Raw genomic sequence first — 15,824 nt, 5'->3', positions numbered from 1 at the left:
TCAGCCAGAGTGGCCTGTTGCCAGCGACGGTTTGGCGGGCGCCTTTTCGCTCAGGTGGCTGGCCAGGGCAACACCGGTTTCACTCATGGTCAGGTAGGCCTCGTCGGCGCCCGCTTCGCGGATCTGTCTCGCCTCATCCTCAAACATGGTGTGGGCAACGATAAAACCCTTGAAGCCCAGTTTCCTCAGCATTCTGGCGGCAATGAGCTTACCCTCGATATCGCCCATCGCCAGGATCACCGATTCCACGGCGGGCATGTGCAGGCCGTTCCAGAAGGACGCGTCCTCCGCGTCGGCGAATACCACGTTGCGTCCTTGCTTCTGGTGCTGGCTGGCTTTGGCCGGGTCGGAATCCAGGCCCATCAGTTTCGGTTGTTCGTCGCTCAGCCAGTCATAGGCGGCGGTGCCGGTGCGCCCCATGCCCATGATCAGCACACGGGTATCTCCGAGTGACAGTGGCTGCTCGTCGGGGTGATGTTTGCTGCTCTCAAAGCGGGTCAGTTTCTGCGCGAAGCGCTCGTAAAGCGTGTGCGAGAACCGATTGAGGGGCGCGGAAAACAGGAACGAGAATGACACTGAAATCGCCAGCGGCACCAGCCACTCCGGCACGGCAATGCTGGCGACAATCAGGCCGAATTCGCTGTAGTTGGTCAGGGCCAGCGAGCTCAGAAAACCGCTGCGGGCCCGTAACCGGAACGCCAGCAGCAGGAAGAAAAACAGAATGCCCTTGAAGGGCAGGATCAGGCCGGCAATCATCGCAAACAGCAGCGCGTCGGTGCCTGGCAGACCGCCAATGCCAATCTGCAGGAAGAAGCCCACCAGAAAGACTTCCTTCACACTCCACAGCGACTTTGACAGCTCCTGGGCGCGGGGGTGGCTGGCCAGCATCGCGCCGAACACCAGCGCGCCGAGTTCCGAGCTCAGGCCAACCGATTCGAAGCCATAGCCACCAAGTACCAGGGCCAGCAGAAGGCCGAGCAACGCCAGCAGCTCATCGTGACCACTGGCATCGAGCAAGCGGAAAAGCAGCGGACGCAATAGCGGCAGCGCAAACACAACCAGTGCCCAGGGCGAGGGTATCTGTCCGGCGGCCAGGCTCATCGCGCCCAGGGCAATGAGATCCTGCATGATGAGAATGCCGATAGCGACCCGGCCATGGAACGCCCGCAGCTCCCGTTTTGATTCCAGTACCTTGGCCGCCAGCACTGTGGAGGAGAACGAGAGCGCGATCGCGAGCATCAGGGCGGTCTTCCAGGGCACCTCCATAAGCAGGTAAATGCCGGGCGTGAAGATGGCGCAGGTTATTGCGAAGTGCAGCAGGCTGCCGCCGATCACTTCGGCGCTGACGATAGAACGAAGCTTGAGCTTTAGCCCGACAGTGAACAGCAGAAGTAATACGCCCAGATGCGCAATATGGCCGAGCGCGTCCGTTGCCTCAATGGGTATACCGGTCGAGGCCGAGAGCCCGCTAAGGACAAATCCGGCGGCCAGATAGCCGATCAGGGGAGGGAGTCCAATGGTCTTGACCAGCAGGCCAAGGCCAAAGGCAAAGGAAATCCATATCGCTTCAGGCATGAGTTACCGGTTCAGGGCTGCAGGGCACAATGCTGACAGGCTACCCTGTTTCGGTGCGCTCTTGTAGTCGCTGAAAGTGGCAGCCGGCTTTCAGCGCTCGTGGCCGATAAACTCCAGGAACAGCTCCGCTGAGGCCTCCGGCGCCTCGATCATGGGGCCATGGCCAATGCCTTCCATGACCTCCAGCCGGGCATCGGGGATCGCTTGGGCAAAGACTTCACCGTTGCGGTAGTTGATTACCCGGTCTTGCCTGCCCCAGATAATCAGCACCGGTGCCTTGATGCGGGCGATGGCATTGCGGAAATCTGCCTCGAAACCGGCATCGCGGATAGCGGCAAAGATCACCTCGTTCACCTTCTGATTGGCGATGGCCCGATCTTCCATCACGCTCAGAATGGGCCAGGGCACGAACGGTTCTTCTTCCAGCGCGAAGTCCATCAGCCGCTCAAAGTCTCCGGGCTGTTTTGGTATCAGGGGGTTGTTGCCGTCGCTGACCAGGTCCACCAACGGGCTCGGGTATTCCAGAATGCCGGCAGGGTCGAACAGTACCAGGGATTTGACCCTGTCCGCATGATTGGCGGCATAGAGTGCGCTAATTGCGCCACCCATGGAGTTGCCCATGATGTGGGCCTCGCCAATGGAGAGTGCTTCCAGAATCCGGGCCAGGTAGCCGGCCTGGTCTTCCAGGCGGTAGCCGATATCCAGCGGTTTGCTGCTGCCGCCATGACCGGGCAGGTCGATGGCATAGACATTGAAGTCGTCGGTCAGATAGCCGGCCATGCGGGTCCAGTTGTCCTTGTTGGCGCCGAAGCCATGGACCATGACGATGGTGTCGCCGTCAACGGCCTGCTGGTTCCTGAGGTAGGCGATATCGAGATTGCCAACCTCCACGGTGGCGGGTTCCAGGCCTGCTGATGACCGTTCAAGGCCGATGGCGGTCTCGTAGATGGCCTGGCGCGAGCAGGCCGTCATCGACAGCGCGGTAATCAGAACGAACACGAGGTTCACGTGTATCGGGCGGTGCATAAGGGGCTCCTGGCTGGCGGCGTTCGTGGCATCCTCTGCCGGGAAGCTACCTTACTCCATAAAAAAACCCGGTCAATGACCGGGTTTTGATTCCGTGTACCAGTTCAGGCCTGTTCGCGGGCAATGGCCCGATAGGCTATGTCCTTGCGGTAGAATGCGCCGTCCCACTGGACCCGGGCAGCCAGTTGATAAGCGCGCTGCTGGGCCTCGGTCACGGTATTGCCCAGGGCGGTGGCGCAGAGTACCCGCCCGCCGTTGGTTACGACCTGATCGCCATTGAGGCGGGTGCCGGCGTGGAAAATCTTTTCACCCTCGGTGTCGTTCTCGGGCAGGCCGGAAATCACGTCGCCCTTGTTGTAGCTGCCCGGATAGCCGCCGGCGGCCAGAACGATACCGACCGAGGCGCGGTCGTCCCAGTCAGAGCTGCACTGATCCAGCCTGCCGTCAATTGCAGCACCACAGAGCTCCACCAGATCCGACTTCATCCGCAGCATGATCGGCTGGGTCTCGGGATCGCCGAAGCGGCAGTTGAACTCGATGACTTTCGGCGCCCCGCTGTTGTCGATCATCAGGCCGGCATAGAGGAAGCCTTTGTACGGATGGCCTTCAGACGCCATGCCGCGCACCGTTGGCGTGATCACTTCGTCCATGATGCGCTGGTGCACCTCGGCAGTGACCACCGGGGCAGGCGAATAAGCACCCATGCCACCGGTATTTGGGCCGGTGTCGCCGTCTCCAACCCGTTTGTGATCCTGGGAGGTGGCCATGGCCAGCACGTGCTCGCCGTCTACCATCACGATAAAGCTGGCTTCTTCACCCTCCAGGAATTCCTCGATGACCACGCGGCTGCCAGCATCGCCAAAGGCATTGCCTGCCAGCATGTCGCGGATGGCATCCTCTGCTTCATTGAGTGTCATGGCGACAATCACGCCCTTGCCCGCTGCCAGGCCGTCGGCCTTGACCACAATCGGGGCGCCCTGCTGGCGAACGTAGGCCAGGGCCTCGTCGACGTCGGTGAAGTTGCCGTAGCCGGCCGTTGGGATCTTGTGGCGGGCCAGAAAATCCTTGGTAAAGGCTTTGGAGCCCTCCAGTTGGGCGGCGCCAGCACTGGGGCCGAAGACCCGTAGACCGCGTTCCTCGAATAGGTCGACGATGCCGGCCACGAGAGGGGCTTCCGGGCCGACGATGGTCAGGCCCACGTTGTTGGTTGCGGCAAAGTTGGCCAGGCCGTCCAGGTCCATCACGTCGATATCGACATTTTCCAGGCCCGTTTCCCGGGCTGTGCCGGCATTGCCCGGCGCGACAAACACACGATCCGCCTCGGGGGACTGGGCGGTTTTCCAGGCCAGGGCATGTTCGCGTCCGCCGGAGCCGATTACCAGAATGTTCATGAGTTTTTACCTTGTTAAAGCCGAGTTCAGAAGAAGGCTTTCTTCTGAACCCAATTTCATCCAATCCCCGGGGTCAGAAGAACGCTTTCTTCTGACCCCATGTTCACGCGTTAATGCCGGAAATGGCGCATGCCCGTGAAGACCATGGCAATGCCGTGCTCGTTGGCGGCATCAATCACTTCCTGGTCGCGCATGGAACCGCCAGGCTGGATCACGGCGGTAATGCCCGCTGCTGCGGCGGCATCAATGCCGTCCCGGAACGGGAAAAAAGCATCGGAAGCCATCACCGAGCCTTTCACTTCCAGGCCTTCATCAGCAGCCTTGATGCCCGCGATCCTGGCACTGTATACCCGGCTCATCTGGCCGGCGCCGACACCGATGGTGCGGCCGGTTTTGGCGTAGACGATGGCGTTGGACTTGACGTACTTGGCCACTTCCCAGGCGAACAGCAGGTCGTTCAGTTCCTGCTCGGAGGGCTGGCGTTCGGTGACCACCTTGACATCTTCCATGGCCACCATGCCCAGGTCCCGGTCCTGCACCAGCAGGCCGCCGGTCACGCGCTTGAAGTCCATGGCCCGGGCACGCTCGCCGTCGAACTCGCCGCAGGCCAGCAGGCGCACGTTTTTCTTGGCGGCCACCAGTTCCACCGCTTCCGGTGCGATGGTGGGCGCAATGATCACTTCCACGAACTGGCGCTCGATAATGGCCTTGGCGGTTTCTGCATCCAGCTCCCGGTTGAAGGCAATGATGCCGCCGAACGCCGAGGTGGGGTCGGTGGCAAAGGCCAGATCATAGGCCTGGCGAATGTCTGCACCGATAGCCACGCCGCAGGGGTTGGCGTGCTTGACAATCACGCAGGCAGGGTCGGCAAAGGGCTTCACGCATTCCAGGGCCGCGTCGGTGTCGGCCACATTGTTGTAGCTCAGCTCCTTGCCCTGCAGTTGCTTCGCCGTGGCCACGCAGGCTTCTTTCGGATTGCGCTCGGTGTAGAACGCGGCGCGCTGATGCGGGTTCTCGCCGTAGCGCATGTCCTGCACCTTCACGAACTGGGCGTTGAAGGTACGCGGGAAGTCGGCGTTGTCGTTGTCCGGAGTGCGGCCACCCAGGTAGTTGGCGATGGCCCCGTCATAGCCGGCGGTGTGCTCGAAAGCTTTCACGGCGAGATCGAAACGGGTGCTGTAACCCAACTGGCCATCGTTGGCGTCGAGCTCCTTGAGAACCCGGCTGTAATCGGATGCGTTCACCACAATCGCCACATCGTTGTGGTTCTTGGCAGCGGCACGAACCATGGTCGGGCCACCGATATCGATGTTTTCAATGGCGGTAGCCAGATCGCAATCCGGGTTGGCCACTGTCTGTTCGAACGGATAAAGGTTGACCACCACCATATCGATCGGGCTGATGCCATGATCGGCCATCACCGCATCGTCGGTGCCACGGCGCCCGAGGATGCCGCCATGGATCTTCGGGTGCAGGGTTTTTACCCGGCCATCCATCATTTCCGGGAAACCGGTGTAGTCGGAGACTTCCGTTACCGGAACGCTGTTTTCTTTGAGGAGGCGGTAGGTGCCACCGGTGGAGAGCAGCTCGACGCCGCGATCTGTCAGGGCTCGTCCGAATTCGACGATGCCGGTTTTATCACTCACGCTGATCAGTGCGCGACGGACGGAGGTGTTAGCCTGATTTGCCATGGGTCACTTTTTTCGCTGGAGGTGAACGAGTAAGTCAGGGAGTCTGGATTATAGCAGACCGTACTGCTTCAGCTTCTTGCGCAGGGTGCCGCGGTTCAGCCCAAGCATGGTGGAAGCCTTGGTCTGGTTGTTGCGGGTGTATTTCATGACCTGCTCCAGCAGTGGGGCTTCCACTTCGGAAAGCACCAGTTGATAGACCTCGGTGACCGGGGCGCCATCCAGCTGGGCGAAGTAGTTTTTCAGGGCAACTTCAACGCTGTCACGCAGGGTGACCGTGTTGCCGCTGCTGTTCACCGTCTGCAACTGATGGAGATCATCGTTGGCCGGGGTACTCAGGTTATCGTTTGCCAAAGTCTCAGCGCTCATGCTGCGAATACCTCTTCATTTCGTAAGCCTGCAAAATGCTGTTGAATTGCGTCTCTCTGCTCCAGCGCATCGGTGATCGCGTTGAAGCCTTTTCGGAACTGTTTTCCCGGGTCGTGGGACTGCAGGTACCAGCCCACGTGTTTTCTGGCAATGCGCACACCCATGGTCTCGCCATAGAACGTGTGAAGGGCCTGCAGGTGTTCGCTCAGGATCTCTTCCACTTCGTCCAGGGCCGGTGCCGGCAGGTGCTGGCCGGTCTCCAGAAAGTGCTGGATTTCCCGGAAGATCCAGGGGCTGCCCTGGGCGGCCCGGCCGATCAGCAAGCCATCGGCGCCGGTGTGCCGGAGTACTTCCCGGGCCTTTTCCGGCGAGGTGATGTCACCGTTGGCAAACACCGGGATGCCAATGCGGGATTTCACATCGGCGATGGTGTCATACTCCGCATGGCCCTCGTACTTGTCAGTGCGGGTGCGGCCATGGATGGCCACCGCCTGGATGCCGGCATCCTCCGCCATCCGGGCAACAACCAGTGCATTGCGGTTGTCCCGGTCCCAGCCGGTGCGCATCTTCAGGGTCACGGGAACGTCGACCGCGTTGACCACGGCCTCCAGAATCTCACGCACCAGCGCCTCATCTTTCATCAGGGCCGAGCCGGCGGCCTTGTTACAGACTTTCTTGGCCGGACAGCCCATGTTGATATCGATGATCTGGGCACCAAATGCCGCATTCTGACGGGCGGCGTCGGCCAACATCTGCGGATCACCGCCGGCAATCTGCACCGAGCGAGGTTCGGGCTCACCTTCGTGGTTCAGGCGTGTCCTGGACTTGCGCGTATGCCAGAGCTTGCTGTCCGCTATCACCATTTCCGATACGGCCAGGCCGGCGCCCAGTTTCCGGCATAGTAGCCGGAAGGGGCGATCTGTTACGCCTGCCATGGGCGCAACGATCAATGGATTGGGCAAGGTGTACGGCCCGATTTTTGCCGTTGGCAGCATGATCTGAGTCCGTGTCACAGCGGGTTAAGCAAGGTCGGAGCTGAGCGGTTGTTCAATAAATAACCGATCAAGCATCCGGAGGGCGCTAATGATACCGCCGGGCAGACTTTGATTGAAGGGGCCGGAGCGTGAAAAAACTGATTATTTTTCGCGCTTTCTGGTTGACTTTTGTGCTGTGGGGTGGCTTCCGGCCGTGGCTGTCGAGCAGGAATCTGCCAGCGATCTCAGGGGGAATATGGCCGGAACTGGATGTTGTAGTTCACGGCATCGCGGCCCGGATCCTGGATGCGGATGGCAATTCGCACGGGGGTGTCAGATGGCATGGCTGCCAGCTTTTTGCCTTCCCCGGCGAGGTACTCGTCGGGTGTGAACATGCTTTGGGCGACCACGTCACCGTTCAGGTTGGAGAAGGTCAGGGCAATGGCCGGGAACGGCTGTTCAAAGTCGGCCCGATTGATGATTACCGCATCAACAACAAGTTGGGAGCGATTATCCGGGTCTGTTCGAACCACCAGCTTGCGACTCTGGATGGCATCAACGTTAACCAGGGGTTTGAGCTTACAGCCCACAAGTTCGCAGCCTTTCTCGTAAAACGGCCGGAGCTCCGGGATGGCCGACAGGCGATCAAACTGGAACCAGGTAACCTGGGCGGCCAGAACCCCGACCAGCACCAGGACAATCAGGCTCCAGATCAGGGTCCGGGCACCACCACCTTTGCCGGCACCAACGGCAACCGGATCCCGTCGCAGATCGCTGAATGGCGGCTCGGCATGCAATGACCCGACCGGGTCCGCCCGGCCAGCACCAGGGCTGGTCCCGTCATCGAGGCTGTCAAAGGGAGCATCCGCCCGGGCGTTGTCCGGCTGGGCTGCCGGCTTTGCTGCTGCGAATCCTGGGGCCGGGTCCGGTTCGAGGCTTAGCTCGGGTTCCGGTTCGGGTCGGGGTTTTGGTTGGGGGCGAGGAGCGGGAGTCCGCTCCCTTGATCCGGGCTCATCTTCTTTCAGAATCTCTTCAGCCCAGCTTTCATCCACCGCATTGCTCGGGGTATCCGCGCCGGAGCTGGTGTCGCCATCCTTGAAGTCACTGGATTCGCGTTCGTCAAAGCTCCGGAAGCTGTCGCTGAGTTCGTCGTCGGAGAAGGTCAGTTTGCTGCCGGCGTAATGGCCTTCCGCCGCGTCCTCTTCCGGGTTGTCGGCAAACACGAAATCTTCTTCACTGACACCTGACGATTCCGGGGTTGGCGCCCTGGCCGACGGTTTTTCAGGGCTCTTTGGCTCTTCCGTCTTCCGGCCACTGGCGGGGATGACCTGGTGCTCAATGGCATTGAACACGCTCATGCAGTTACCGCAGCGCACCTTGCCCTTGGCAATGCCAAGCTGCTCTTCGGTTACCCGGAAGCGGGTCTGGCAATTCGGGCACTGTGTCTGCAGGCTGCTTTGGGTCATTCTACTTCCTGAAAGCGACTGGGCTACGAGTGTCGGAGTTTAGTCGTTAAGACCGGATTCGTCATCTGTCGTTGCGCCGTCCTGTGAGACGTATCCATTCTTCCCGGCGTTCGGGCTCGTCCATCACGAACCAGGGCTCGTAGGCCGCCATCACTTCCCGGGCCTGGCTCGACAGGATGCCCGACAGAATCAGGTCGCCGCCCGGTCTGGTCCTGGCTGCGAGGTGAGGGGCAAGGCCGATCAGTGGCTGGGCCAGGATGTTTGCCAGGGTGATGTCCGCCCGGGTATCGGGCTCGTTTTCCGGCAGGAAAAGATCCAGCCGGCTGTCGCTGACACCATTCCTGCGGGCATTTTCCCGGCTGGCTTCCAGAGCCTGGGGATCGGTGTCGACGCCAATAACATGGTCAGCGCCCAATAACAGGGCCGCCAGGCCAAGAATGCCCGAGCCGCAGCCATAATCAATCACCTGCTTGCCCTGCACATCCTGCCCGTCGAGCCATTCCAGGCAGAGCGCCGTGGTCGGGTGGGTGCCGGTGCCAAAGGCCAGGCCGGGGTCCAGCATCAGGTTGGCGGCTTCCGGCTCTGGAGCGTCGTGCCAGCTCGGGACTATCCAGAGCCGTTCGCCGAATTTCAGGGGCTGGAAATCGTCCATCCAGGCCCGCTCCCAGTCCTTGTCCTCCACCAGGGTTATCTCAATCTCTGGCAGAGCCTGCTGGTTTTGCTGGTGCCAGGCATCACGAATATCCGCGCACAACTGTTCGATATCCCGGTCGGAATCGAACAGGCCGGTCACAGTGGTCTGGCTCCAGAGAGGGGTGGTGCCGGGGTCCGGCTCGTACAGCGGCTGGTCGGCTGCATCTTCCATGGAGACGGCATCAGAGCCCATCTCCATAAGCAGATCTTCCAACTGATCCGCATTGTCCGGATCAGCCGGGATCTGGAGTTGTATCCAGGGCATGGTTATTCCCGCATCAGTTTCTCGAGGTAGTGGATGGTGAAGTCTACCTGTTTGAAACCACCGTCGCGTACCAGTTTCCGGTGCAGGGGCTGGTTGGTCTTGATGCCCTCGACCAGTAGCTCGTCCAGCGCGTTCTTCATGCGCCGCCGTGCGATCTCACGATCGTCGCCCCAGGTAATCAGTTTGGCGATCAGGGAATCGTAGAACGGCGGTACCGTGTAGCCACTGTACAAATGCGAATCCACCCGAACGCCGTTACCGCCGGGCGCGTGGAAGTGGGTGACCTTGCCCGGGCTCGGCACGAAGGTTTTCGGGTCTTCCGCGTTGATCCGGCACTCGATGGCGTGGCCGGAGATGCGAATGTCATCCTGGGTGTACTGCAGCGGCAGACCGCTGGCAATGCGCAGCTGTTCGCGGACGATGTCGACACCAGTCACCATCTCGGACACCGGGTGCTCGACCTGGACACGGGTGTTCATTTCGATGAAATAAAACTCGCCGTCCTGGTACAGGAACTCGAAGGTGCCGGCACCAACATAGCCGATTTCCTTGCAGGCATCGGTGCAGGCCTTGAGGGTGCGTTCCCGGGATTCCGGGTTGACGTTCGGCGCCGGCGCCTCTTCGATGACTTTCTGGTTCCGGCGCTGCATGGAGCAGTCACGGTCGCCCAGGTGAATGCAGTTGCCGTGCATGTCGGCCAGCACCTGAACCTCGACGTGCCGGGGTGTTTCCAGGAATTTCTCCAGGTAGACCGTCGGGTCGCCAAAGGCGTTCTTGGCCTCAGTCTGGGTAATCTGCACACCCTTCAGCAGGGCCGCTTCCGAATGCACCACCTGCATGCCCCGACCGCCGCCGCCGGAGGCCGCCTTGATCATCACCGGATAGCCGATCTCCCTGGCAATTCGCAGGGTGCGCTCTTCATCATCGTCGAGTGGGCCGTCTGACCCGGGTACGGTTGGCACGCCCGCCTTGATCATGGCGTTGATGGCAGACACCTTGTTGCCCATCAGGCGAATGGTGTCGGCCTTCGGCCCGATGAAGCGGAAGCCGCTTTTCTCGACCTGTTCGGCAAAATCGGCGTTTTCGGCAAGAAAGCCGTAGCCGGGGTGGATACCCACGGCATCGGTGACTTCTGCCGCACTGATGATGGTGGGGATGTTCAGGTAACTGTCGGTCGGGCTGTTGGGGCCAATACAGACCGACTCGTCTGCCAGGCGCACGTGCATCAGATCACGGTCGACCTTGGAGTGCACTGCCACAGTCTTGATGCCCAGTTCCTTGCAGGCGCGCAGAATCCGGAGGGCAATTTCACCCCGGTTTGCGATCAGTACTTTCTCTAACATGGCCATGAGTAGCTGTTACCCCGTTCAGGAAATGGCGACCAGGGGCTGGTCAAACTCTACCGGCTGGCCATTTTCGACCAGGATCTCCGTGATGGTTCCGCTCTTGTCCGCCTCGATCTGGTTCATCATCTTCATGGCTTCCACGATGCAGATGACATCACCGACATTGACGGTCTGGCCCACTTCCACAAACGACTTGGCGGTGGGAGAGGGTGAACGGTAAAAGGTACCGACCATGGGGGATTTCACAGTGTGACCGGCCGGGGCTAACGGTGCCGAGGCTTCTTCCGCGCCCGGAGCCGGGGCTGCAGGAGCTGCGACCTGTGGTGCCGGGGCCGGGTAATGGCTCACATACTGGGGCGCGGCGGCCGGCTCGCGGCGGCGGGAAATGCGCACGGAGTCGTCCGCTTCGTGAATCTCCAGTTCCTCGACATCAGATTCCTCGAGCAGCTCGATCAGTTTCTTGATTTTGCGAATATCCATAGTCAGTCCAGTCCCGTTTTGTCAGATCTATCGGTGTATGCGTTTCAGGGCGGCCTGGAGTGCGAGTTCGTACCCCTGGCTGCCCAATCCACAGATAACGCCTTCGGCGATATCCGAGAAATAGGAGTGATGCCGGAAAGGTTCCCGGGCATGCACGTTGGAAAGATGTACTTCGATAAAGGGGATTGCCGAAGCCAGTATGGCATCCCGCAGGGCAACGCTGGTGTGGGTGAAGGCCGCCGGATTGATAATGATGAAATCCACGCCTTCGGCCCGGGCTTCGTGCACCCGCTCGATCAGTTCGTACTCGGCGTTTGACTGCAGGTGTAACAGGTGATGACCTTTTTCCGCCGCCAGCGAGTGCAGCCGGTCGTCAATGTCGGCCAGTGTCTCGTAGCCATAGACCTCCGGCTCGCGGGTGCCGAGCATGTTCAGGTTGGGGCCGTGGAGCACGAGAATTGTCGACATGGTTCCGTCTGCCTTGGTGTTTTTTACAGGATCGCCGAATTTAACAGCATGTTCCCCCAATGGTGCGTGCTTGTTTTCCTCAGATCAACACTTTTTGACAATCTTCCCTGTTGTCCATTGGTCGTAAAAAGACGGCAAATGCATCGAAACGGGTTCTTTCCGCTGATGACAATCATTGTCGTCAACGCTGGCGGGAACTTCTATACGACGTTGGTTTCATAACTGGCGGGTGCCGGGCGGGGCCTGGGCCCGGCCCGGCGAGGGCGAACCATCAATCCGCGAGCGTGACGCAGTTGCGGCCGTGTTCCTTGGACGTGTAGAGCGCCCGGTCTGCGCGCTCGCACAGGGCCTGGGATGATTCCGAGTTCCAGGCGGCGATGCCGCAGCTGAAGGTGACATGGAACTCCCGGTCGCCCGCCGGTTGCTGCAGTTCGGAGAAGCGTTCGCGGATTTCGTTCAGGACATTGCGGGCATCACTCGGACGGGTGTTGGGCAGGATGATGGCGAATTCCTCCCCGCCATAACGCCCGATATGATCGGTTTTGCGCAGGCGCTGTTTGAGGAACATCGACAGGCTTCTCAGCACCCGGTCACCAATCGGATGGCCAAAGGTGTCGTTCACTTTCTTGAAGAAATCGATGTCGATCATCGCAAAGCACAGGGGCTGGTCTTTCTGCCGCGAGCGGACGATTTCCTGGTCCAGCAGGTGCAGGGTGTGCGTGTGGTTGAACAGCCCGGTCAGGCTGTCACGGATCATCAGAGCCAGCAGGGAGCGCGCGCGCCGTCCGCGGTTATGGATGGTGGCAATGAGGTGCTTGGGGTCGATCGGTTTGGTGAGGAAGTCGTCGCCGCCCAGGCTCATGGCATGGAGCTGTTTGCTGACATCCTCTTCCGCGGACAGGTAAATAATGGGCACGCTGTGAAACCGGTCCTGCTGGCGGATCACCCGGGCGATTTCCATGCCGGTGCAGCCTGGCATGTACATGTCCAGGATGATGATCTCGGGAGAGAACTCTTCCAGGGCATGAATGATCTGCATCGGGTCAGTGATGATGTGGGCAACCATGCCTGCCTTTTTCAGCACCGTTTCCATGTATTTGGCCTGGGCCCGGGAGTCATCCAGAACCAGTACCTTGTAGGGCTCGACCGTATTGCCGTGGGTGTAGGTTTCAATCTTCTCGATTAACTGTCCGGGATCAACCGCCGGGAAAAAGAATTCTTCACCGCCGCACCGGGACGCCTGCAGCCGGGTCTCGATGGACCCGTCCTCGTCGCTCATGAAGATGATCGGAATAGGGGTGTCGTGCCGCTCCTGCAGATGTTCAATGGTGGCAATCCCGGCATTGGGCGTGCCGCCAAAGTTGACATCCACCAGAATGGTTTCCGGTTTGTGGAGTGCACAGGCTTCGGTCAGGTCTTGGGCTGTGGCAAAGGCCGAGGCCCGGAAGCCGAAAAACTCCAGCTGCCGGATCAGGCGGCCCGCCATTTCCTGGTTGGCCAGCGCAATGTAAACGGGCGTTCGCCGGAACTGGTGGGGTGTCTCGGAGTTGTTGAAGTCCGTGCGGCGCAGGGTGCTCTGGGAGAGGGTTTCGATGGCATCCCGGAGTTTCCGCTCCAGGGACTCATCCAGCATTGAACCGGCTTCCCAGTGGTTGGTCAACTCCAGTATGGCCTGGCCTGCCTCGGCGTGGCCGGCCATTTCGAAACGCTGTGCGTAACGAACGAGTTTGTCCGTTGCAGCGATGAATTCGCCGCGATGAACTGCCGCTTTTTCACGGTCTTCGTGAATTTTTTGCCAGGTATCCAGAACAACCCGGGCCTGGGTTGTTACCCGGCGCGCAAAATGCTGCCTGAGTTTCTCTTTCTGGCTTTCGTCGTTCATGCTGCTCCGGCCTGCTTTTTCGTTATTGGTCGTCCTGCCCCGGTGCGGACGATTTTTCAACCTTAGTCCTTTTGCAGAGTCTATAGTGTTTATTGTTGTCGGCGTAGGTTGTGCACTGTAAATGTTTGTCAACTCTGCGGTGCAGGTCACAGTCACCTGGCCGGCTGGCTCACAGCCAATCCGGAGCAGCTCCCCATGGCAAGGAAGCAAAACACCTTGAACCGGAAGCAGCGGGGCATGGCCACTCTGCGGACGATTCTTCTGGTATTCACCGGCAGTCTGCTGGTGATTCTTCTGGTGGCCGTGTTTATCACCAGTTTTGGCTATTTCCGAAATTATGTGTCGGATCAGTTGGCCGGCCACGCCCGGGACGGGGCAACGGCCATCGGCCTGTCGCTGTCGAACGCCATTGATGGCCGCGATCCGGTTGCCTCGGCGTCGCTGATCGACGCGGTGTTCGATAGCGGGCGTTACCTGTCGATCAGTTATCTGAACTTCCAGGGTGAGCCGATCGCCAGCCGGGCCATGACCCTTAACGAGGTCAGGGTGCCGGCCTGGTTCCGGTCGCTTGCAGACCTGCCACTGCCGGTTGCCGAAGCGGAAGTGGTCCGGGGCTGGAGCCGCCTGGGAACCGTGCAGGTTATCAGTCACCCGGGCCGCGCTTACCGGGATCTCTGGCGAATCACCATCGGTCTCACGGCGAGTACCGCGGTTATTGGCGGCATGGGCCTGTTTGCGCTCTTTGTCCTGCTTCGCCGAACCCTGAGCCCGCTTCATGCGCTGGAAGACCAGGCCCAGGCTCTCGGCCAACGGGATTTCCGCAAACGTGTCGTAATCAAGTCGACCCGGGAGATCAATCGGGTCACCGATGCCATGAACCAGATGGCGGATGACCTGGGGCAATTATTCGAGGGGCAGGCCCGGCTCATCCAGCACCTCAGGCGGATCAACAATGAAGATCCTGTGACCGGGCTCGCCAGCCGGAGTGCATTTGATCAGCGCCTGAAAGTGGAGGTGGAAACCGAAGAGAAGGCGGCCCCCGGGGTGTTGATACTGATCCAGCTGGCGGATTTCCTTGGCTACAATCAGGCCTATGGCAGAGACGATGCGGACCGCCTGTTGCTCCGGGTAGCGAGTGTCATTGCCGATTTTGTCACGTTGCATTCCGGCGCCTTCGCCGGTCGGCGAACCGGTGCGGAGTTCGCCATCTTCCTGCCCGCCGCGATGCCGACGGATGCCGGTGTCTGGTGCCGGGATCTGGTCGCCGAGCTGGATGGCGTATACGCCGATCTGGCGTCGACCAGGGAAACCGCGGTGCACGCGGGTCTGGCAAAAACCCGCAAAGGCCGGGGCGCCAAGGACCTGATGGCCGCCGCCGATGAGGCGCTGCGCAATGCCCAGGGCGGTGGGGAGTCTGGCTGCCAGTTGGCGGATCCGGAAAAAGACGGTCACCATAACCTGGAAACCTGGCGGGTGATCATCAGCCAGGCCATCCGTCAGCAGAATCTGTCGCTCTGGCTGCAGCCCATGGTGAATGAGAGTCGCCTTTTGCCGCTTTACCATCAGGTGTTCTCCCGGATCGAGTCTGCGGAAGGGCCGCTCAAAGCGGGCATCTTCGTGCCCCTGGCCGAGCGCTTCGGCCTGATTGCGGATCTCGATCGGCTACTGGTGCAGAGGGTGCTGGAGCGGCTGGCAAAATTTCCGGATCGGCCTCTGTCGATTTCTCTGGGCAACGCTTCCGTTGCCGACGAAACCTTCCGCTCGGATCTGTTGGCGCAACTGGAGCGGGCCGGTTCGCTGGCGGGCAATCTCTGGATCGGAATCTCGGAACTGGCGATCCACCACCATCGCACGGCCGTCGGCTTGTTGGTCCGGGCGCTGGGACGGCTGGGCGTGCCAGTACTGGTTGATCGCTTCGGCGTCGGGGGCGTGCCATTCAGCTACCTGAGAAATCTGAGATTTCAGGGCGTGCGTATCGATCACAGCTTCGTTCACAACATCGACAGCCACGAGGATAACCGTTTCTATCTGGAGTCGGTGGTGGCCATTGCCCACAGCCGGGGTGTGCGGGTGTTTGCCACAGGAGTGGAAACGGCGGCGGAATACTCGGTACTCTGTGAGCTGGGTATCGACGGGGCCATGGGTTACCATCTTGGACGGCCGTTTGCTGCCGACAATCAACTGACAGGGGAATAACAGTC

The 15,824-nt window shown here is 60.3% G+C and carries 13 protein-coding genes; 1 reads left to right on the top strand and 12 read right to left on the bottom strand.

Translation table 11 applies throughout. The features are described 5' to 3' along the window. The 12 genes from msub_RS13395 to msub_RS13340 all read right to left on the bottom strand — a co-directional run bounded on the left by msub_RS13395 (position 1) and on the right by msub_RS13340 (position 13,623). Positions 1-1,575: a cation:proton antiporter family protein gene (locus msub_RS13395; RefSeq protein WP_048496470.1), complete on the bottom strand. Its 1,575-nt coding sequence runs from the start codon at positions 1,573-1,575 to the stop codon at positions 1-3. A gap of 90 nt (positions 1,576-1,665) precedes the next feature. Beyond that, a complete protein-coding gene (locus msub_RS13390) occupies positions 1,666-2,601 on the bottom strand; it encodes an alpha/beta fold hydrolase (RefSeq protein ID WP_048496469.1) in 936 nt (311 codons plus the stop codon). A gap of 104 nt (positions 2,602-2,705) precedes the next feature. Beyond that, positions 2,706-3,992: a phosphoribosylamine--glycine ligase gene (purD, locus tag msub_RS13385; RefSeq protein ID WP_048496468.1), complete on the bottom strand. Its 1,287-nt coding sequence runs from the start codon at positions 3,990-3,992 to the stop codon at positions 2,706-2,708. Between the two features lie 110 nt (positions 3,993-4,102). Further along, positions 4,103-5,683 carry a bifunctional phosphoribosylaminoimidazolecarboxamide formyltransferase/IMP cyclohydrolase gene (gene purH, locus msub_RS13380; RefSeq protein ID WP_048496467.1) on the bottom strand — a complete coding sequence of 527 codons (1,581 nt, stop codon included), beginning with the start codon at positions 5,681-5,683 and terminating at the stop codon, positions 4,103-4,105. 48 nt (positions 5,684-5,731) lie between these two features. Then, positions 5,732-6,049, bottom strand: a complete 318-nt coding sequence (gene fis / locus msub_RS13375) for a DNA-binding transcriptional regulator Fis (RefSeq protein WP_048496466.1) — start codon at positions 6,047-6,049, stop codon at positions 5,732-5,734. Then, the gene (dusB, locus tag msub_RS13370) at positions 6,046-7,044 is read right to left on the bottom strand and encodes a tRNA dihydrouridine synthase DusB (protein ID WP_048496465.1); all 999 of its coding nucleotides are present in this window, start codon (positions 7,042-7,044) and stop codon (positions 6,046-6,048) included. Before dusB ends, fis begins: the two co-directional genes overlap by 4 nt. A 224-nt stretch (positions 7,045-7,268) precedes the next feature. Then, positions 7,269-8,489 (bottom strand): DUF3426 domain-containing protein, encoded by a 1,221-nt coding sequence (locus msub_RS13365; RefSeq protein WP_048496464.1) that lies wholly within the window; start codon positions 8,487-8,489, stop codon positions 7,269-7,271. A 61-nt stretch (positions 8,490-8,550) separates the two neighbouring features. Then, the gene (gene prmA, locus msub_RS13360; protein ID WP_048496463.1) at positions 8,551-9,447 is read right to left on the bottom strand and encodes a 50S ribosomal protein L11 methyltransferase; all 897 of its coding nucleotides are present in this window, start codon (positions 9,445-9,447) and stop codon (positions 8,551-8,553) included. Positions 9,448-9,449: 2 nt separating this feature from the next. Beyond that, a complete protein-coding gene (gene accC / locus msub_RS13355) occupies positions 9,450-10,796 on the bottom strand; it encodes an acetyl-CoA carboxylase biotin carboxylase subunit (RefSeq protein WP_048496462.1) in 1,347 nt (448 codons plus the stop codon). Positions 10,797-10,814: 18 nt separating this feature from the next. Beyond that, positions 10,815-11,273 (bottom strand): acetyl-CoA carboxylase biotin carboxyl carrier protein, encoded by a 459-nt coding sequence (accB, locus tag msub_RS13350; RefSeq protein ID WP_048496461.1) that lies wholly within the window; start codon positions 11,271-11,273, stop codon positions 10,815-10,817. Positions 11,274-11,300: 27 nt separating this feature from the next. Further along, entirely contained in the window at positions 11,301-11,741 is a 441-nt protein-coding gene (aroQ, locus tag msub_RS13345; protein ID WP_048497119.1) for a type II 3-dehydroquinate dehydratase, read from the bottom strand. A 271-nt stretch (positions 11,742-12,012) separates the two neighbouring features. After that, positions 12,013-13,623, bottom strand: a complete 1,611-nt coding sequence (locus msub_RS13340) for a diguanylate cyclase (protein WP_048496460.1) — start codon at positions 13,621-13,623, stop codon at positions 12,013-12,015. A 195-nt stretch (positions 13,624-13,818) separates the two neighbouring features. Here msub_RS13340 and msub_RS13335 point away from each other — a divergent pair, with 195 nt between their 5' ends. Then, positions 13,819-15,819, top strand: a complete 2,001-nt coding sequence (locus tag msub_RS13335; RefSeq protein WP_048496459.1) for a bifunctional diguanylate cyclase/phosphodiesterase — start codon at positions 13,819-13,821, stop codon at positions 15,817-15,819. Positions 15,820-15,824 lie beyond the last annotated feature (5 nt).

It is taken from the genome of Marinobacter subterrani (genome assembly GCF_001045555.1).
Classification (GTDB): Bacteria; Pseudomonadota; Gammaproteobacteria; order Pseudomonadales; family Oleiphilaceae; genus Marinobacter; species Marinobacter subterrani.
The sequence above is the reverse complement of the archived record's forward strand: the minus strand, read 5'-3'. Positions and strand labels throughout refer to the sequence as shown.